Genomic DNA, 19,269 nt, shown 5'->3' with positions numbered 1-19,269 from the left:
AACTCCGCCACCCCGGCGAGTGAACAACCGCGCCTCACGCGGTCAGCCCCCGGGAAGCTCCAGGTCGCTCTTGTTCAGCTCTTCGATGTTCACGTCCTTGAACGTGAGGACCCGCACCTGCTTCACGAACCGAGCCGGCCGGTACATGTCCCACACCCAGGCGTCCGCCATGGACACCTCGAAGAAGACTTCACCCTGAACGGAGTGCACCTGCATCTCGTAATCGTTGGTGAGATAGAAGCGCCGTTCGGTCTCGATCACGTATTTGAACAGACCGACGACATCGCGGTACTCCCGGTAGAGCTTCAGCTCCATCTCGGTCTCGTACTTCTCGAGGTCCTCGGCGCTCATGGCATGTTCCCCTTCAGCCGTGCGTCCCCCTATTGTGCGTCAGCCCCGCGAACCCCTACACGATTTCCGTGTCGAGGATCTCGGGCCGGTCCGGGGGCCCCTCGTCGAGCAGTCTGCGAAACAGCTCGGCGAGTCTGGTCGGGTACACCGTCTCATGAGCCTTGGTCAGTTCCCGGCACGTCCACCAACGTGCTCCGGCCACACTGCGGCGTTCCAGCTCCGTCAGGCCCTCGGCGGCGGTCTCCGTCTGCGTCGTACGCGCCAGGTAGTACCACTCGTCCTGATCCCAGCGGCGCCCGGCGAAGGGGAAGGAACAGACGCGTCGCCACAGCACAGGGCCGAGCTCGACCTCCGTGATGCCGGTCTCCTCGCGCAGCTCGCGCAGGGCGGCCTGTTCGCGCGTCTCCTCGCCCTCCAGGCCGCCGCCCGGCGTGAACCACCAGTCGTCCGCCGGGTCACCTGGCTCATGGCCGTGCAGTAGCAGGATGCGGTCGTCCGGGTCCAGCAGCACCACGCGCGCGACCTTGCGCAGGGACCGCCCCGTCGACGACGGGTCGGCATGCGCGCTCTCCTCAGCCGGCACCGACGGCCTCCGTCGTACGGCTCCGCCCGCGGCCGCGGCGGCCCAGGCCCTTGGCCACCGGGCCGTACGCGGCGCCGCCGAGGACGAGCACCATGCCCACCACGATCGCGCTCAGCACCACCCGCAGCGGTCCGGGCTCGGAGAGGCCGCCCGGCAGCTCCGCGAAGCCCTCCGGCCGCTCCAGCATGCGGAACTCGCCCATCGGCCAGGCCACCGCGTCGACCCGCGCCCGCACCACGTCGCGCGGCACGGTGCCGCCGTCCGCGTCGTCCAGGTGCGCGGTGGAGTCAAGGGAACCGCTGCGCTCGTCGCCGAGCAGGAACAGGCGGCCCTTGGGGACGGTCGTGGTGGGAATGCCGCTGGCCGCGACGCCCTTGCCCTCGGGAAGATACGGTTCTGCGACTTCCTTGCCGTTGACGGTCAGCTTGCCGTCCGTGCAGCAGGCGACCTTGTCACCGCCCACGCCGACCACGCGCTTGACCATCGGCAGGTCGCCCCAGGTCGACTGCTCGAAGACGACGACGTCACCACGGCGCACCTCGTCGCCCTCGATCCGTTGTGCGAGCACCCGGTCGCCCGCACCGATCGTCGGGGTCATCGAACCCGTGGGCACGGTGTACGGCTGGTACAGGATTGCGCCCCAGACGAATCCGCCGAGGAAGAGCACACAGCCGAGGGCCACGGCGATGCCCGACAGCACGCTGCCGAGCCGGCCCTGGCCCTCGTCCGTACGACGTGTCCTGCTCATCCCGGTGCTCCCCCGTCTCGGAGACGACCCCGCCACCCGTGCGTACGGACGGCGGAAGATCGACGATCTGGGACGGCACCCTACCCGGCGGTACTGCCGCCAGAAACCCTCGTGTTCCGTGCCGCGGCGACCGTCAGTCGGCGCCTGCGCCACAGGACGAGCGGCACCGCGCCCGCCAGGCCGAGGACGCCGGGGGCGGCGCTCGACAGGGCGTTGATGCCCGGCTGGTCGAAGGTGTCCGGCTTGGGCAGCGTCGCCCAGCGGGTGGGCGGCCAGGCGATCACGATGGCGCGGCCCACGACGTTGTCCACGGGGACGGCGCCACCGCCGGGCTGGTTCTGGTGGTAGCGGGAGTCCAGCGAGTTCTGCCGGTGGTCGCCCATGACCCAGATCTTGCCCTGGGGCACGGTGACCTTGAACTGGCCGCCCTGGTCGTCGACCGTGCACGGGGTGTTCCCCGCGAAGACGTAGGGCTCGTTGAGCGCCTTGCCGTTGACCTTCACCGGGCCGGTGCCCTTGCACTCCACGGTGTCGCCGCCGACCGCGATGACGCGCTTGATCAGGTCCTTCTCGTCGGCGGACGGCATCAGGCCGATCCAGCCGAGGACCCTCTGCACCGCGTTCGGGTCGGGGGTGGGCTCGCCGTCCAGCCAGTGGCCCGGGTCCTTGAAGACGACGACCTCGCCGCGCTCGGGCTCGGAGCCGAACCACGGCGTCAGCTTGTCGACGAGGACGCGGTCGCCCTGCTGGAGCGTGTTCTGCATCGAGTCCGAGGGGATCGAGAACGCCTGCACCAGGAAGGACTTGATCACCAGCGCCAGGACCAGCGCGATACCGATGAGAAGCGGCAGTTCCTTCCAGAAGGACCGTTGCTTCTTCGGCTGCTTGGCGTCCTGGCCGCTCTGAGTCCCGTCGCCGTCCGCGGCGTCACTCCCGGGGTTCGTACCGCCCGCGGCGGCCTCGACGCCCGGCTCGTCGGATCGTCCCGGCCGCTCCTCGGGCCCCTCGTGTCCGGATCGTGCGCCGACCGCCAAATCCCCCACATCCACTCCTCAGTCCGTGCCGCCGCCTGCCCCAGATGCGATGCAGGCCCACCACTCCCATAACGAGCGGGAGTTCCGCAGGGGTCGGGAGTCGGATCAATCCGTATCGATCGCCGTGTGCCACCCTATGCGACACGCCTGTGGCGGTGTCCGATCCCGCACGCGCGTCGGGTACGGACGCATATGTCTCGGGCTCCTCCAGTTTGCGCCAGTGACCGAGGGGCCAGGCGATGACGAGGGCCCGCCCGACGACCGCCTCCTCGGAGATGGTCCCGGCGAACTTCTCCGTGCGGTGGAAGCGGGAGTCGGCCGAGTCGCTGCGGTGGTCGCCCATCATGAACAGGCGCCCCTTGGGGACCTTCACCTTGAACTCGAAGGCCGAGGGCTTGTCGCCGGGGTGGATGTACGGCTCGTCGAGCGGTACGCCGTTGACGGTGACCTTGTTGTTCTTGTCGCAGCACTTCACGGTGTCGCCGCCGACGCCGACGACCCGCTTGATCAGGTCCCGCTCGCTGTCGGAGGGCAGCAGGCCGATCTGTGTCAGCCCCTCCTTGACCTGCTTGACGACCACCGGGTCGTCCTTCTTCTTGCCCTGCTCCTCTTCGAGCCAGTTGCCGGGGTCCTTGAAGACGACGACGTCACCGCGCTCGGGCTTCGAGCCGAACCAGGGAGTGAGCTTGTCCACCAGGACGCGGTCCCCGATCCGGATCGTCTGCTCCATGGAGCCCGAGGGGATCACGAAGGCCTGCACCAGAAACGTCTTCAGGACGAGGGCGATCAGCAGGGCCACACCTATGAGGAGAGGTATCTCCTTGATCGCGGAGCGCCGCCTGCGCCGCTTGACCTTCTTCGCGAGCTTGCGCCGCTCGGCCCTGCCCGGCCGGGCGGGACCACTGGTCGGCCGGGACCCCGTGGGCAGCCGGCTGTCGGCCTGGTGGCCCGCGGCGCGTGTCCGCCCGCGGTTACCCATGCGCGCCGCCCGGTGCCGGCACGCGCGCGTAGCTGTCGGGGCGCTCCAGGGAGGTCCAGTGACCGACCGGCCAGGCGATCCAGTCGGCCCGGCCGATGACCTCGTCCACGGGGATCATGCCGCCCCCGGGCTGCCCCAGGTGGTCACGGGAGTCCCGTGAGTCGCTGCGGTGGTCGCCGAGCAGGAACAGGCTGCCTTCGGGGACGACGACATCGAAGGGCACCTGTGAGGGGCTGTCGCCCGGAAACAGGTACGGCTCGTCGACAGGCTCGCCGTTCACCTTGATCCTCCCCCGCTCGCAGCAGACCACCCGGTCTCCCCCAGTGCCCACGACCCGCTTGATGTAGTCGGCGTCCCCGAAGTAGCCGCTGCCGTCAAAGACGACCGCGTCACCCCGCTGCGGCTCGGAACCGAAACGGTACGCCAACTTGTTGACGAGTACCCGGTCCCCGACCCGGAACGCGGGCTCCATGGAGCCGCTCGGAATCTGGAAGGGCTGCACCACGAAGGTGCCGACGACGAGCAGTGCCGCCACGCACAGCAGGAACGTGAGCGTGAAGCCGCCGCCCGGCAGCCGGGAGACGAGCGACATGAAAACGGAGCGCGACCGTTCCTCCGTCTCCTCGCCGGCTTCGGCGACGTGCGGGACGTCTCCGGAGTCGGAGGGTGGGGAGGAGCGGTCGCGCTCCGGGTGCTGTGCTTCGGTGTCCATCGGGGCCAGATGCTATCCGGCCCCGCCGCGGACCCGTGCGGGAGCTCAGCTCTCGCGCTTCTCCTTGATCTTCGCGGCCTTGCCGCGCAGCTCACGGAGGTAGTACAGCTTCGCGCGACGCACGTCACCGCGGGTGACGAGCTCGATCTTCTCGACGATCGGGGTGTGCACCGGGAAGGTGCGCTCGACGCCGACGGAGAAGGAGACCTTGCGGACCGTGAAGGTCTCGCGCACACCGGCACCCTGGCGACGGATGACTACGCCCTTGAACTGCTGCACGCGGGAGCGGTTGCCCTCGATGACGCGGACGTGGACGTTGACGGTGTCACCCGGGCGGAAGGCCGGGATGTCGTCGCGCAGCGACGCGCTGTCGAGGGAGTCGAGCAGGTTGGCCATGATCGTCTGCTTTCTTCACTGATGCCACAGGTCATCAGCGGAACGTGGTGATGAGGATTCGGTAGCTGATCGCGTCGGGCGGGCGTCTGGACCATTCCCGCGTATGCGGGGAACTCCGGTCGATCCCCCTGTGGCAGGGGCGCACGCTGGACGTACAGCAGCGGCCTATTCTTCCACGGCCTCGGGGTCTCGCCCAAATCGGCCGTCGGGCCCCGGCCGCCACCCCAGGATCGAGAGCATCTCGCGGTCCTTCTTGTCGAAGGCCTTGGGGTCGCAACGTTCGATGAGATCGGGTCTGTTGCGGGTGGTGCGGCGCAGCGCCTCGTCCCGCCGCCAGCGGGCGATCTTGCCGTGGTGGCCGCTGAGCAGGACGTCCGGGATGCCGTGACCGCGCCACTGGGGGGGCTTGGTGTAGACGGGGCCTTCGAGCAGGTTGGCCATGGCGCCGGGCGCGAAGGAGTCGTCCTGGTGGGACTCGGCGTTGCCGAGGACGCCGGGCAGCAGCCGGGCCACCGCCTCCGTGATGACGAGGACGGCCGCTTCCCCGCCCGCGAGGACGTAGTCGCCGATGGACACCTCGTACACCGGCAGGCGGGTGGCGTACTCGTCCGTGACACGGCGGTCGATGCCCTCGTAGCGCGCGGGCGTGAAGACCAGCCAGGGGCGCTCGGAGAGCTCGACGGCGAGTTCCTGGGTGAAGGGGCGCCCGCTGGGCGTCGGGACGACCAGGGCGGGCCCGTGGGCCCCTGACTCGTACCCTTCGGCGAGTACGTCGTCGAGGGCCGCGCCCCAGGGCTCGGTCTTCATGACCATGCCGGGGCCGCCGCCGTAGGGGGTGTCGTCGACCGTGTTGTGGCGGTCGTAGGTCCACTCCCTGAGGTCGTGCACCCGCACGTCGAGCCGGCCACGCGCGCGTGCCTTGCCGACGAGCGAGACGTTCAGGGGCTCCAGGTACTCGGGGAAGATCGTGACGACGTCGAGCCGCATTACGCCTTGTCCTCCGGTGCCGACTCGCCCTCCGGTGCCGACTCGCCCTCGGCGTCACGGGCGGACGCGATCTCCGCGCGGTCGTCGATGAGGCCGGGCGGGGGGTCGATGACCGCGCGCTGCTCCTCCAGGTCGATCTCGGTGACGATCTCCTCGACGAAGGGGATCATGACCTCGCCGCCGTCGGGCCGCTCCACGATGAACAGGTCCTGTGAGGGCAGGTGCGAGATCTCCGTGATGCGGCCGACCTCGGTGCCGTCCTTGGTGACCACGTCGAGATCCATCAGCTGGTGGTCGTAGTACTCGTCGGGGTCCTCCGGGAGCTCCTCGGGGTCGACCTCCGCGATGAGCAGGGTGTTGCGCAGCGCCTCGGCGCCGGTGCGGTCGCGCACGCCCTCGAAGCGCAGCAGGAGGCGGCCGCTGTGCACGCGGCCGGTCTCGATGGTCAGCGGGCCCACCGACGCGGGGTCGGTGGCGAGCACGGCGCCGGGGCCGAGCCGCAGCTCGGGCTCGTCGGTGCGTACCTCCACGGTGACCTCGCCCTTGATGCCGTGGGCGCGGCCGATCCGAGCGACTACCAACTGCACTGCGTTCTCTCCTGTCGTGTGCCTACGGCTCCGTGCGCCCGCGGAAGTGCTCCGCAGACGACTACGGGCCGGGGAGGGCCCTGAAGCCCTCCCCGGCCCGAGCCGGTGCTGCTGTGGTTCTGTGAACCCGGTTCAGCGAACCTGGTCCACGTCGACGAGGTCGACGCGGACACCGCGGCCGCCGATGGCGCCCACGACGGTGCGCAGAGCGCGCGCGGTGCGGCCGTTGCGACCGATCACCTTGCCGAGGTCGTCGGGGTGAACCCGGACCTCGAGGACGCGCCCGCGACGCAGGTTGCGCGAGGCCACCTGCACGTCGTCGGGGTTGTCGACGATGCCCTTCACGAGGTGCTCGAGAGCCTCCTCGAGCATGCTCAGGCCTCGGTGGACTCGGTGGACGCGGCCGCGTCAGCAGCCTCGTCCGCCTTCTTGTCAGCCTTCTTGGCCTTCTGAGTGATGGCCTCACCCTTGACGTCGTCGCCCTCGAGACCCTTGGTGAAGGCCTCGAACGCGGCGCGCTTGTCCTTGGGCTCCGCGACCTTCAGCGGCGCCGGGGCCGGCAGGCCCTTGTGCTTCTGCCAGTCGCCGGTGAGCTTGAGGATCGCCATGACCGGCTCGGTCGGCTGGGCGCCGACGGACAGCCAGTACTGGGCACGCTCCGAGTTGACCTCGATGCGCGAGGGGTTCTGCACCGGGTGGTACAGGCCGATCTCCTCGATGGCCCGGCCGTCACGGCGGGTACGGGAGTCGGCGACGACGATGCGGTAGTGAGGCGAACGGATCTTGCCCAGACGCTTCAGCTTGATCTTGACTGCCACGGAAGTGGTGTCTCCTGGTCTTGACGTGGGTGGGCACAAGGGTGATGCCGCGTGGGGTTGCGGTACTCGAGTGCCCGATGGACGCGTCAGCCGGAGGAGAGAGGGGTCCTATGCGGCTGTCGAGTACAGCTAGCCATTGTGCCATACGCCGCCGGGGCACCCGCACCCCGGTTCGGGCGCCCCGGTGCTGCTCAGCCCACGCCCGCGCCGATCGCCTCCGGGATACGGAAGGGCTTGCCGCAGCCGCCGCACATGATGGGCGCCTGGGCGAGCACGGACGGGACGACGCGGACGTTGCGCCCGCAGTCGCAGACGGCCTTCACGCGTACGCCTCCTCCGGAGGAGCCGTGCCGGGCGGCCGGGCCCCGGAAGCTGCGGGCGGTGTCCGCGGTGGTCGCCGCGGTGTGCGCCTTGAGGGCACGCTGCAGCCGTTCGATCGTCGGGCGGTACCGCCTCTTGGCCTCGGGGTTGAGCGTGACCAGCGAGAAGCCGCTGCTCGGATGCGGCTCCTCCGGATGGTCCAGGCCCAGCTCCTCGGCGATCGCGAGGAATCGGCGGTTGTGATATCGGCCGGCGCGTGAGGTGTCGCGTACGCCGCGCGAGGCGGCGATGCCATGGACTGCTTCGTGAAGCAGTCGCTCGAAGGAGAGCTCGGCGCCACACGCGGACGACGACTCTCCGATCAGGGATTCGGGCGCGGCAAGGTCGGGCAGCTCGGGGTGGTGCCGCTGAATGTCGGCCCACGCCTGTGCCAGCTCTGCGGCGAGAACAGGTGGTGTCGTGCTCACGTCGTGACAACGAGCCGGGTGCCCTGGGGGTTCCATTCCGGGGCATCCCAAATAATTTGCACGTACCCGTCAGTTGCCATTGATGCGTCCGGACGAGGGCGGGTGCGCTGATCTGCGGAGAAGCCTCGCAGCTCGCATCAAGCCGGTACGTAGCGGCGCGTACGCCCCGGCGCGTAGAGAAAGCCCTCACGCCGGGGCTTGTGTTGCCTCTACCCGCGTACGAGACGAAAACGGGCGCCCGCCGCCGGAACCGCGTTCCTCGGTAGGACTGACCCGCGGCAGCGACGTTACCCGGGGCCTCATCCGCGTCCGGCACCGCCCCGCCCTCCGCGACCAGACACCGTACGTGAATCCGTTTCTGCCGGGGGGGCGCACGGCGGTGGCACGCAAAGCATTGGCCCACAACCCCTGGACGCCACGACGGATGCGGAGTTCTCTGGCATACGGGGGAGTGCGAGCGCACTGCACGGGGGCGGACGAACCGTTGATTACGGCACGGCATTTACTCTCGGCGGATTGGGGCGCTTTCGATGACACCAACACTCGTGCAGTCGCACCTCCCTCGCGCGGGCACTGCGCCCCGTGTGGACCTCGGTGCACGCGCGCGTGACTGGGCGGAGATCCAGGAACGGATGCTGGTCCCGCTCTTCGAAGCGGTGTACGAACGGCTCGACGTGGGTGACGGCACCCGGCTGCTCGGTCTCGGCTGCGGATCCGGCCTCGCCCTGCTGATGGCGGCTTCCCGGGGCGCCGCGGTGACCGGTGTCGAGCCGTCGGCGCCCGAGCGGCTGGCGCTGGCGCGGAAGCGGCTGTCGCCGGACTCCGCGCCGGAGGCGGCGGCAGGCGCGGCAGGCGGGGCGAGGCTCGTCGAAGGGGGCCCCGCGGACGCGGCGGGCCCGGACGCGCCCGCGTACAACCTCGTCACCGCGTTCCAGCCGATCGGCTGCATGGCGGGCGACTCCGAAGGACTCTCCAGCCTCTTGGAGACGGCGGCTCCGCTCACCGACCGGGGCACCCCGGTGGTGCTCGTCGGATGGGGGCCTCCGGAGCGTTGCGCCACGTCCATGGTCCTGAGGGTGGCGACCAAGCTCGCCGATCCGATGCGCAGCGCGGGCAGTTGGCGCCCCGCCCTGCGCGACGACCTGGAGGAGGTGGCCCAGCGTGCGGGCCTCAAGCCGGACGGCTCCGGCCGCGTCGCCTGCCCGTTCGGGTACGCGGATGTGGAGAGCGCGGTCCGGGGGCTGCTCTCGACGGGCCTGTTCGACGCGGCGGTGGGCGCGACGGACAAGGCCCAGGTCGACAAGGAGCTGACGGAGGCGCTGCATCCGCACCGGCGGCACGACGGGACGGTGTGGATGCCGAACGTCTTCCGGTACTTGATCGCGCGTACGCCGTAGCGCGGGGCGCACGGTGGTTCAGTTCGACGTGGTTCAGTTCGACGTGATCGAGGCCGCCGGCGAAGCACTTCTGGAAGGTGGCCCTCCGGGCCCGCCTCACACCATGGAGACGGAATCCGCTTCGGCTGGCTCGGCGCTTCCGGCCGCCGCTGACGGGCTGTCCGTCAGACCGAGGCGCAGCAGCACCAGGTGGGAGATGTCGGTGATGGTCCCGCCACTGCGCAGCAACTCCAGCGGCGGGATGTCGATGTCGAACCGGGTGCGCAGGGACACCAGCATCTCGGCGAGCATGAGGGAATCCAGTCCGTACTCGTCGAGCCGGCGGTCGTGATCGAGGTCCTGTTCGTCCATGTGCAGCACTCCGGCCAGCAGGCGCGCGAGCGTCTCGGCGACGGCGCGTACCGCGTCCTGCGGCTCCATGGCCGCCAGCGCCGCCATGATCTCCTCGCGTGAGTGGTCGGCCCCGTCCATGTACTCGGGGAGCAGCGTCGCGCAGCGGGGCGCCGCGAGGGCCGGCAGGAAGTTGCGCAGCCGGGCCCAGTTGTAGCGCCCGACGCCGACCACCTCGGGGCCCTGTGCGGCCAGCGGCTCGGCGGCCGCGAAGGCCTCGCGCGGCGGGACGGGTTCGATGCCCACCGAGGTGAGCGCTCCGGTCAGGCCGGTGCGGGCGACGTACCCGGTCTCGCCGATGGCGCCCCAGGCGATCGCCTGCCCGGCGGCGCCCGACCGCCGGCGGCGGCGCGCGAGGGCCTCCAGCCAGAGGTTGGCGGCCACGTAGTTGGCCTGGCGGACGTTGCCGATGAAGGCTGTGCCGGAGGAGTACAGGAGGAACAGGTCCAGTTCCCGGTCGCCCAGCAGCTGGTCGAGGACGGCCGCGCCAGCCACCTTCGGAGCGAGGGCGGCGGCGAACCGTTCGTCGGTGAGTTCGGTCAACAGGTCGTCCTCCAGGTGCATCGCGCAGTGGACGACTCCGCGAAGCGGGTGGCTCCCGGAGTCGATGCGTGCGAGGACCTCTCGAACGGCGGAGGTGTCGGTGACGTCGGCCGCGTACGCGGTGGCCCGCACGCCGCGTTCGGCGAGCCGGGCCAGCACCGTCCCGGCCTCGGGTGACGCGTCGCCGCGCCGGCTCATCAGCGCCAGGTGCCGTGCGCCCCGTTCGGCGAGCCACGCGGCGGTCGCGGCACCGAATCCGCTCAGGCCGCCCGTCACCAGGTAGGTCCCGCCGGCGTCCAGGGAGGGCGCCTGCGTCCGCCGCTCGACGGGCACCGGCTCGTCCAGCGGGTCCATCGTCACGACGACCTTTCCGACGTGGCGGGAGTGCTGCATGAGCTGGAACGCATCGGACACGCGGGCCGCGGGGTACACGCTGTGGGGCAGCGGGCGGTACGACCTGTCGCGTACGCGTTCGGTCACGTCCGCGAAGAGCCTGGCTCCACGGTCGGGGTCGAAGGCCAGCGTGGTGAGGTCGACTCCGAAGAAGCTGATGTTGTTGCGGAAGGGCCGCAGCAGCAGGGGCTTGTTCTCGTAGATGTCGCGCTTGCCCAGCTCGATGAACCGGCCGCCCGGGCACAGCAGCTCCAGACCGCGCGTGATGGCCTCACCGGCCAGGGAGTTGACCACGACGTCGACCCCGCGCCCGTCTGTGACCTCCATGACGCGGACGGCGAAGTCCAGGCTGCGGGAGTCCAGGACGTGCTCGGCCCCCAGAATGCGCAGCAGTTCCCGCTTGGCGGGCGTGCCCGCGGTGGCGATCACCCGGGCACCGCACCGGTGGGCGTACTGGAGGACGGCGAGGCCGATGCCGCCGGCGCCGCCGTGCACCAGGACCGTCTCCCCGGCGCTGAGCCGCGCCAGGTGGTCGAGGCTGTAGTGGACGGTGGAGAAGACGACCGGAAGGGTCGCGGCCTCGGTGAAGCTCATTCCCTCGGGCATGTGTCCGAGGGCCTGGGCGGCGGTCAGGGTGTGGGAGGCGAGCGACGCCGGCGCCAGGCCGTACACCCGGTCGCCCGGCCGGAAGCCGGTCACGTCGGGCCCGACGGCCGTCACCACCCCGGCGCACTCCAGGCCGAGGCCGCCCTCCGTGTACGTCCCTTCGATCGCCTCGGCCGGCAGCAGGCCGACCGCCTGCATCATGTCGCGGTAGTTCAGCGCCGCGGCCCGTACGGCCATGGACACCTGGCCGGGCCCGGCGGGCAGGGGGGTGTTCTCGACCCATGCCAGTTGGTAGGAGAGTCCGGGGGAGCGCACCTCCAGCCCGAAGGAAGTCTCTCCCCCGGCCGTCGCCTCCGTACGAGCGGCGGGCAGCTCTCGCTCGCGGGGGACGAACCGGCCACCGCCCGCGGTGAGCACCACTTCGGTCTCGGCGTCTTCGGCCAGCAGTTCGCGGGCCACCCGGTGCGCGTCGGTGCCCCTCCCTCCGGAACGGTCCAGTGAGACGGCGCGGAGGGACAGGCGGGGTTCCTCGTTGGCGAGGGTGCGGGCGATGCCCCAGACCGCCGCGTCATGGGTCGCCTCGGCCCGCTCCGGGTGCGGCAGGGCGCCGCTGGGCCGGGTCACCATCGTCAGCGAGGCCCGGGAGGCGCCGTCGAGAGCCGCGCACGCCTCGCAGAGCGCACGCATGAGTGCCGCGCGCCGGGTGGTGAGCGCCACCGCCCCGGCCGGTTCGACGCCGGGTGCGTCGCCGAGGAGTACGCACACGTCGGCGCCCTCGTCCCCAAGGACGCGTGCCCAGTCGACCGTGCCCTCGTCCAGCGCGTACACGGAGGCGCGGGCACCGTCCGCGGCCGGTGGCAGGAGGTCGGCGACAGCCCGGGCCAGGGCGAGTTCACCGGCCGTCTCGGCGGCGATGACGCGGTGGCGGCCGGCCGGGGCGGTCGGCAGCGCGGGCGGGGCGACGGCACGGCGGGGGGGTGGCGGCGAGGAGCACGGAGAAGTCGTCGCGGCAGGCAGGGGTGTCGTCGCCGGTGCGCACGACGTCGACGAAGCCGCACCTGGTCAGCACTTCCGGCCAGCGCTCCCCGGGCAGCAGCGGTGAGCCGGGGCGCTCGTCGTGGTCGGTGTGGTCCCAGAAGGCGTCCACGGTGCCGAAGTAGGGGGACAGGACGTGCGTGTCGTGACTTTCGAGGACCAGGAGCATGCCGCCGGGGGTCAGGAGGCTCGCGACGCGGCCCACGGCGGCTTCGAGGTCCTTGGCGGTGTGCAGGGCGTTGGCGGCGATCACCACGTCGAACCCCGCCTCGGGCAGCCCCTGTCCGGCCGGGTCGGCGTCCAGGTCGAAGGCGCGGTAGGTCACGAAGTCGTAGGCGGCGAAGCGGCGTTCGGCGCGGCCGAGGAACGCGGCTGAGACGTCGGTGTAGACGTAGTGGGTGCGCTCGGCGGGCAGGAGGGGGAGCACGGCGGCCGCCATGCCACCCGTGCCGGCGCCCACTTCCAGCACCCGCAGGGGCCGGTCCGCCGGCCAGGCCCGTACGGTCTCGCGCAGGAGTGCCTGCGCGAGACGGTTGTGGAAGCGGCTGATGACGGCGGTGTCGTAAAGCTGTTCGAGGTCCGCGAGGTCCGTGAGGCTCCTGCCGGATGCCGCCCGGTCCGTCGGGTCGCCTCTGTCGGGGGCCAGACAGTCCTGCGTACGGCTGATGGCCAGCCGGCACTCGGTGGAGTACCGCGGGAATTCCAGGGACAGTTCGCGCAGGAGTTCCGTGCCCTCGAACCGCGACCGGGTCAGCCGCAGCCGCCCCTCCCCGGCTTCCTCGGCCAGGCCGTGGCGGATCATCTCGGGGCACATCGTCTCGGCGAACGGCACGCGCTTCGGCTCCATCCCGGCACTGACCAGGTCGTCGATGCCGAACGCGGCCCCCGGGTCCGGCACGAGGGCGGCGACGGCGGCGGCGTACCGATGGGCGGCGGCCTTCTTGAAGAGCGCGATGAAGCGGTCGTAGTCGGCGTCGTGCCAGTCGGCGCGGCAGGCGGCGATGCGGTCGGCGGCGGCCGAGGCGATCTGCCGGGGGTTGACCGGTGGCCCGTCGTCGCCAGACCAGGGTCCGGGGTCGGGCGCGGCGCGCATCGTGGTGTGGTGGGTGGTCAGGGCGGTGCGGTGAGCGCCGGCCAGCTTGCGCAGTCGGCAGCGGAGCAGTTCGACGCAGACCCGGCCGTCGTCGTCGGTCACCACGATGTCCCAGCAGGTCTCGGCCGTCGAGAGGGACCGCCGGCGGACGTGGACCCAGCCGCGGGTGGCGGGCGCGCGCCACACGCGGGCGGACCCCACGGCGGCGGGCAGGAAGACCGTGCCGTCCTCCACGGCCGCGCCGATCAGCGGTGCGCCCGCCTGCAAGGCACCGTCCAGCAGGGCGGGGTGCGCCTCGTACTCCTGGCTCGGGGCCTCGTGCAGGTACGTGGCCAGCACCTCGCCGTCTCCGACGCGCAGTTCGCGCAGTACCTGGAAGGCGGGGCCGTACTGGAGACCGGCGCGGCCCACCGTGTCGTAGTGCCGCGCGCCGTCCACGACCCGTGGGCAGCGTGCCCGGACGGTGGCGAGGTCGACGTCCGCGGGCGTCCGGCCGAGCAGCGCCCTCACCCTGGCCCGTACGTGCGCGCGGGGCCGGGCGGCCCGCGTGTCGGTGCTGGTGATGCTCACCAGGCCGTCGTCCGGTGTGACGGCCAGCTGGACGCGTACGCTGCCGGCGTCCGCCCAGGGCACGAGCAGCGGGCGGGTGATCTCCAGGCAGTCGACTTCCGCCGGGCCGTCGAGGGTGAGCCGCCCGGCAGCCATCGCCATCTCGACGTAGGCCGTCGCCGGTACCACCACCGAGCCCGCGAGGCGGTGGTCGGCGAGCCAGGGGGTCAGCGCGGGCTCGATGGCCCCCTCCCAGGTAGGAACAGGGGAGGGCAGCCGCTCGCCGAGCAGCGGGTGGTCCAGGCGCCCGGAGCCGCTGGTGCGCAGCCAGGTCTGCGGCGTCCCGTTCCAGTGGCGCTCGCGCTGCCAGGGGTAGGCAGGGAGGTCCACCACGCGGCCCGGGCGCGGGAAGTGAACGTCCCATCGCAGCTCGGCGCCCTGGGCCATGAGCGTGGCCACGGCGTGGTCCATGGCGTCGGACCCCGACACGTCACGGCGCAGGGTGGGCGTCACGGCGACCGGGTGCCGCGTGCGGGAGTGGGCGACGCGGTGCAGGTAGGCGCGGAGGACGGGGTGCGGGCCGATCTCCACGAAGACGTCGGCGCCGTCCTCCAGCGCCTTCTGCGTGGCGTCGGCGAAGCGGACGGGTTCCCGTACGTTGCGCCACCAGTAGGCCCCGTCCAGGCCTGAGCCCTCGATCCGGTCGCCGGTCACGGAGGAGAACATCGGCAACTGGGCGGTGGTGGGCCGCAGTTCGGACAGCCCTCGGCGCATTGGTCGCTCGATCGGGTCCATCGCCGCGCTGTGGAAGGCGTGGTCGAGGTCCAGCTCCTTGCAGGCGACTCCCTTGCGGGCCAGCTCGGCCAGGAAGGCCCGCAAGACGTCGGTGGGGCCCGCCACGGTCACGTCCTGGCCGCTGTTCACCGCCGCCACTTCGACCCCGGGGAAGACGGCAGCTTCCTTGGCCGCCTCGTCCGCGGAGAGCGCCACGGCCGCCATCCGGCCCGTCCCTGCGGTGGTGGCCTGGGTGCGGCTGCGCTCGACGATCACGTGGGCGGCCTGTGCCAGGTCCAGGGCGCCGGCGACATGGGCGGCGGCGACCTCTCCCACGCTGTGGCCGAGCACGCCGTGAGGGGTGATTCCCTGCGCCTGGAGCATCCGCACCAGGCCGATCTGGACCGCGAACAGCAGGGGTTGGGCCACATCGGTCAGCGCCGACCGTGAGCGTTGGGCCGGTGCCGACAGCTCGTCGGTGACCGACCAGCCCAGCCGGGGCGCGAGCGCCGCGTCCACGTCCGCGACGGCCTCCCGGAAGACGGTGCTTTCGGCCAGGAGGTCGGCCGCCATGCCGGGCCACTGCGAGCCGTTGCCGGAGAAGACGAACGCGATACGCCCCCGGGACACGGCCTGGGAGGCGGTGGCGACAGCGCGGCCCTGCTCGTCCGCCTCACGCGGCGGCGGGATGAACGGCGGCTGGTCCGCCGCGTCGGCGCTCGACGCCGTCCCGGAGGGGGCCTTCCCGTCGGCGGGCGGTGTCGGACCGCCGAGTGCCCGCAGCCGCTGGGCGGCGGTTCGCGGTCCGGCCAGGACGACCGCACGGTGCGGGTGGGCGCCGCGGCGCAGGCAGGTGGTGTAGGCGATGTCGTAGAACTCCTGCGCGGTGGCCGCGGCGAGCCGGTCCGCCATCCGCGTGGCGGCCTCGGCCAGCGCCTTGGGGGTACGGGCCGAGACCATGACCGGGAGCGCCCGCACATCCTGCGCGGTGGGGCGGGGGCGGGGATCCTCGCGCCGGGGACCCGACATGGCGGGGGCCGCGGTGAGCACGACGTGGGCGTTGGAGCCGCCGAAGCCGAAGGAGTTGACGCCGACGACGGGACGCTCTACGGGGCCGAGCGGCATCGTGTCGTCGGCGGTCAGCAGGTTCAGCGCCGCGAAGTCGATGTCGGGGTTGGGCGGGGAGGCGTGCAGCGACGGCGGGATCGTCCGGTGCCGCAGGACGAGCAGGGCCTTCAGCAGACCGGCGATCCCGGAAGCAGGCTCCAGGTGCCCGATGTTGGTCTTGACGGAGCCGATCGGCAGCACACCGGTGGTGCGGCGGCGCCCCAGGGCGCCTCCGATGGCCCGGCACTCCAGAGGGTCGCCGACCAGGGTTCCCGTGCCGTGCGCTTCCAGGTAGACGAGTTCGTCGGGGGAGACGCCCGCGTGGTCGTACACCGATCGCAGCAGGTCTTCCTGTGCGTCCGGGTTGGGCAGCGCGAGTCCCATCGTCCTGCCGTCGCTGTTGGAGGCGCTCGCGAGGACGACTCCGTGGATCCGGTCGCCGTCCGCCAGCTTCTTCAAGACGACCAGACCGCCGCCTTCCGCGCGTACGAACCCGTCGGCCGCGGCCGAGAAGGAGGCGCACCTGCCGCTCGGCGACAACATGGCCGCCTGCGAGAACCCCACGTAGTGGTACGGGCTGAGCAGTACGTTCACGCCGGCGGAGAGCACCACGCGGCTGCTGCCGTCGAGCAGGGTGCGACAAGCCCGGTCCAGGGCCACCAGGGACGAGGAGCACGCGGTGTCCACCGCCATGCTCGGTCCGCGCAGATCGAAGTAGTGGGAGAGCCGGTTGGCGGCGATCGAGGAGGCGCCGCCGGACATGGTGTAGGCGTTGATCGTCTCCGGCGTCATCATCTGCAGGCCGCCGTACGAGGTGTCCGACACCCCTACGTAGACCGCCGCGTCGGTGCCCGCCAGGCGCTCGGGGGCGATGCCCGCGTCGTCCAGCGCCTCCACGGCCAGCTCCATCAGCAGACGGTGCTGGGGGTCCATCCGGCTCGCCTCCTTCGGGGCGATGCCGAAGTAGGCGGCGTCGAAGCCGGTGACGTCGTCGAGGAAGGCGCCCGCGGCGGTGTAGCTCTTGCCGGGGCGCGGCATCGCGGTGTCGACGAACCGGGAGGATTCGAACCGGTCGTCGGGAACCCCACCGACCAGGTCGCGGCCCTGTCGCAGTGCGTCCCAGAGCTGATCCAGGTCATGGATGCCGCCCGGAAGGCGACATGCCGCGCCGACCACGGCGATGGCCCGCTCCGATGGCGTTGCCTTGATGTCGTACATGCACAACCTCCCGGGGAGAGGAACGTCTGTCGCGCCCAGCACGGCGGGAGTTCAGGCACGCGTCGGTTCGGGGCGCCGCTCAGGACCGGTGGGCGCGCGGGGTTCAACCGGCGCGCGCGGGCGGAGGTTGCGCGGGAGGGGACCGTTCACCCGGTCGCCGCAGCACGGCTCAAAGCGGTCCCTGATCCCGCGGCGCCCCGCTGAACCCGCGGGCCTCGCCTGGTCAGTGGGACCCCGCGGCCTTCCGTACGACCCCGGCGACGCGGTAGGCCTCGGCCTCCTCCAGGGTCTCGTTCGCCAGCAGTGCCGCGGCCAGGGCGTCCAGTTGGTCCCGGTGGTCGCGCAGTTGGCGGCAGGCGTTCTCGTAGCACTCGTCGACGATCCGCCGCATCTCGCCGTCGATCACATCCAGCGTCTGCGGGGCGGCCGACAGTCCGTACGCCTGCTGGGCGTCGCTCGGCAGGGCCGACAGGCGCCCCACGAGTTCACTCATGCCCCAGCGGCCGACCATGCCGCGGGCGATGTTGGTGACCTGTTCCAGGTCGTTCTCGGCGCCGGTGGTGACGACTCCGTAGACGACGTGTTCAGCGGCCATGCCGCCAAGGGCGCCGATGATGCGGCCGCGGAGATACTCCTCCGTGTACGCGTACTTGTCGGAGTCCGGGGTCGACAGCGTGACGCCCAGGGCACGGCCGCGCGGCACGATCGTGATCTTGCGGACCGGGTCGGCGCCGGGCTGGAGCATGCCGAGCAGGGCGTGGCCGCTCTCGTGGTACGCCGTGCGCCGCCGCTCCTCCTCCGGCATGACCAGCGGCCGCTCGGCACCGAGCTGGACCTTCTCCATGGCTTCGGAGAGGTCGGACTGCGTGACCGTCTTCTGTTTGCGCTTGACGGCGATCAGGGCGGCTTCGTTGGCGAGGTTGGCGAGTTCGGCGCCGGTCATGCCCGGTGTCGTACGGGCGACGTGCGCGAGGTCGACGTCGTCGGCCAGTGGGATGGCGCGCGTATGGATCCGGAGGATGGCCTCGCGCCCGCCGCGGTCCGGCGGGGAGACGTTGACGACGCGGTCGAAGCGGCCGGGCCGGGTGAGGGCGGGGTCGAGCACGTCGGCACGGTTGGTGGCGGCGAGGACGATGACGCCCTCGGCTCCGGAGAAACCGTCCATCTCGGTGAGGATCTGGTTCAGGGTCTGCTCGCGCTCGTCGTGGCCGCCCATGCCGCTGCCGCCGCCCCGGGCGCGCCCGATGGTGTCGATCTCGTCGATGAAGATGATCGACGGGGCGACCTTGCGGGCCTCGGTGAAGAGTTCCCGTACGCGCGAGGCACCGACGCCCACGATCATCTCGATGAACTCCGAGGCGGATGCCGAGAAGAAGGGCACACCGGCCTCGCCCGCGACGGCGCGCGCGAGCAGCGTCTTGCCCGTGCCGGGCGGTCCGGCGAGCAGCACGCCGCGCGGCATCTTGGCGCCCATCGTGCGGTAGTCGTCCGGGTTCTTCAGGAAGTCGACGACGTCATTGAGCTCGCCCTCCACCTCGTCGATCCCGGCCACGTCCTCGAACGTGGTCCGCTTCGCCCCGGGCTCCAGTTCGACCGGCTTGGGCGGAGTCTTGCGCCCGAGCATGCCGCCACCGCCCATACCCGCGCTCATGCGCCGGGCGATGAAGATCCACAGCACCACGAGGAGCAGCATCGGGGCGAGCGAGATGAGCAGGTTGGAGAGGAAACTGCGCTCCTGCACGACGGGCTCGGCGGTGACGGTGACGCCGTGCTCGGTCAGGTCGTCCCAGAGCTTGTCGTCGGCGAAGGCGGGCCGCTGGGTGGTGAACTTGGTGTACGTCCCCTTCTCGTCGCCCGGCTTGTCCCGCTCCTTCTTGAGCTGCCCCTGGATCGCGTCGCCCTTGGAGTAGATCTTCGAGACGTTCCCGGCGTCGACCTGCTTGCTGAACTCGGTGTACGAGATGGTCGGCTCGTCGCCCTCGTTGAAGAAGGAGAGCACGAGGTTGGCGATGAGGTAGACGATCAGAGCTGTCAGGATCAGCCCGCCCCAGCCGCCCGGCATCCTCTTCTTCGGAGGCGGCGTCGGAGCGGGCGGGGGCGCGCCCTCGGAGCGCCATGGCTGATCGGGCGCCCGGCGCGGCGGCACAGGGTTGCTCATATCCGGACGTTACGTCACGAAAC

At 71.4% G+C, this 19,269-nt stretch carries 16 protein-coding genes; 1 reads left to right on the top strand and 15 read right to left on the bottom strand.

All coding sequences use genetic code 11. The features are described from left to right. Nucleotides 1-42: 42 nt before the first annotated feature. From ACF062_RS32415 to ACF062_RS32360, 12 genes are all read right to left on the bottom strand, one after another. Nucleotides 43-351 carry a DUF2469 domain-containing protein gene (locus ACF062_RS32415; RefSeq protein WP_003965949.1) on the bottom strand — a complete coding sequence of 103 codons (309 nt, stop codon included), beginning with the start codon at nt 349-351 and terminating at the stop codon, nt 43-45. A gap of 55 nt (nt 352-406) precedes the next feature. Then, entirely contained in the window at nt 407-934 is a 528-nt protein-coding gene (locus ACF062_RS32410; protein ID WP_392143173.1) for an NUDIX hydrolase, read from the bottom strand. Beyond that, nucleotides 924-1,682, bottom strand: coding sequence for a signal peptidase I (lepB, locus tag ACF062_RS32405; RefSeq protein WP_392143172.1), 759 nt, complete (start codon nt 1,680-1,682; stop codon nt 924-926). Before lepB (ACF062_RS32405) ends, ACF062_RS32410 begins: the two co-directional genes overlap by 11 nt. Nucleotides 1,683-1,762: 80 nt before the next feature. After that, nucleotides 1,763-2,725 (bottom strand): signal peptidase I, encoded by a 963-nt coding sequence (lepB, locus tag ACF062_RS32400; RefSeq protein ID WP_392143171.1) that lies wholly within the window; start codon nt 2,723-2,725, stop codon nt 1,763-1,765. Beyond that, complete coding sequence (lepB, locus tag ACF062_RS32395; RefSeq protein WP_392143170.1) at nt 2,610-3,695, bottom strand: signal peptidase I; 1,086 nt, start codon at nt 3,693-3,695, stop codon at nt 2,610-2,612. Before lepB (ACF062_RS32395) ends, lepB (ACF062_RS32400) begins: the two co-directional genes overlap by 116 nt. After that, a complete protein-coding gene (gene lepB / locus ACF062_RS32390) occupies nt 3,688-4,407 on the bottom strand; it encodes a signal peptidase I (RefSeq protein WP_392143169.1) in 720 nt (239 codons plus the stop codon). Before lepB (ACF062_RS32390) ends, lepB (ACF062_RS32395) begins: the two co-directional genes overlap by 8 nt. A 45-nt stretch (nt 4,408-4,452) precedes the next feature. Continuing rightward, entirely contained in the window at nt 4,453-4,803 is a 351-nt protein-coding gene (gene rplS / locus ACF062_RS32385; RefSeq protein ID WP_223777033.1) for a 50S ribosomal protein L19, read from the bottom strand. A 165-nt stretch (nt 4,804-4,968) separates the two neighbouring features. Next, complete coding sequence (gene trmD / locus ACF062_RS32380; RefSeq protein WP_223777032.1) at nt 4,969-5,790, bottom strand: tRNA (guanosine(37)-N1)-methyltransferase TrmD; 822 nt, start codon at nt 5,788-5,790, stop codon at nt 4,969-4,971. Next, nucleotides 5,790-6,377, bottom strand: coding sequence for a ribosome maturation factor RimM (rimM, locus tag ACF062_RS32375; RefSeq protein WP_392143168.1), 588 nt, complete (start codon nt 6,375-6,377; stop codon nt 5,790-5,792). Before rimM ends, trmD begins: the two co-directional genes overlap by 1 nt. 132 nt (nt 6,378-6,509) lie before the next feature. Beyond that, a complete protein-coding gene (locus ACF062_RS32370; RefSeq protein WP_014176063.1) occupies nt 6,510-6,749 on the bottom strand; it encodes an RNA-binding protein in 240 nt (79 codons plus the stop codon). A gap of 2 nt (nt 6,750-6,751) precedes the next feature. Continuing rightward, nucleotides 6,752-7,195: a 30S ribosomal protein S16 gene (gene rpsP / locus ACF062_RS32365; RefSeq protein ID WP_223777030.1), complete on the bottom strand. Its 444-nt coding sequence runs from the start codon at nt 7,193-7,195 to the stop codon at nt 6,752-6,754. A gap of 191 nt (nt 7,196-7,386) precedes the next feature. Further along, nucleotides 7,387-8,019 (bottom strand): hypothetical protein, encoded by a 633-nt coding sequence (locus ACF062_RS32360; RefSeq protein ID WP_223777029.1) that lies wholly within the window; start codon nt 8,017-8,019, stop codon nt 7,387-7,389. Nucleotides 8,020-8,513: 494 nt separating this feature from the next. On the opposite strand from ACF062_RS32360, the gene ACF062_RS32355 reads away from it, so the two are divergent. Next, nucleotides 8,514-9,380: an SAM-dependent methyltransferase gene (locus tag ACF062_RS32355; protein WP_392143167.1), complete on the top strand. Its 867-nt coding sequence runs from the start codon at nt 8,514-8,516 to the stop codon at nt 9,378-9,380. A gap of 96 nt (nt 9,381-9,476) precedes the next feature. On the opposite strand, the gene ACF062_RS32350 is transcribed toward ACF062_RS32355, so the two are convergent. The 3 genes from ACF062_RS32350 to ftsH form a co-directional block, all read right to left on the bottom strand. Continuing rightward, nucleotides 9,477-12,140 (bottom strand): SDR family NAD(P)-dependent oxidoreductase, encoded by a 2,664-nt coding sequence (locus tag ACF062_RS32350; protein WP_392143166.1) that lies wholly within the window; start codon nt 12,138-12,140, stop codon nt 9,477-9,479. 64 nt (nt 12,141-12,204) lie between these two features. Next, entirely contained in the window at nt 12,205-17,088 is a 4,884-nt protein-coding gene (locus tag ACF062_RS32345) for a beta-ketoacyl synthase N-terminal-like domain-containing protein (protein ID WP_392143165.1), read from the bottom strand. A gap of 223 nt (nt 17,089-17,311) precedes the next feature. Next, a complete protein-coding gene (ftsH, locus tag ACF062_RS32340) occupies nt 17,312-19,246 on the bottom strand; it encodes an ATP-dependent zinc metalloprotease FtsH (RefSeq protein ID WP_392143164.1) in 1,935 nt (644 codons plus the stop codon). Between the last annotated feature and the right edge of the window lie 23 nt (nt 19,247-19,269).

Origin of the sequence: Streptomyces sp. NPDC015345 (genome assembly GCF_043078805.1) — a bacterium.
Taxonomy (GTDB): Bacteria; Actinomycetota; Actinomycetes; order Streptomycetales; family Streptomycetaceae; genus Streptomyces.
This window is presented reverse-complemented; position numbering and strand designations above follow the sequence as displayed.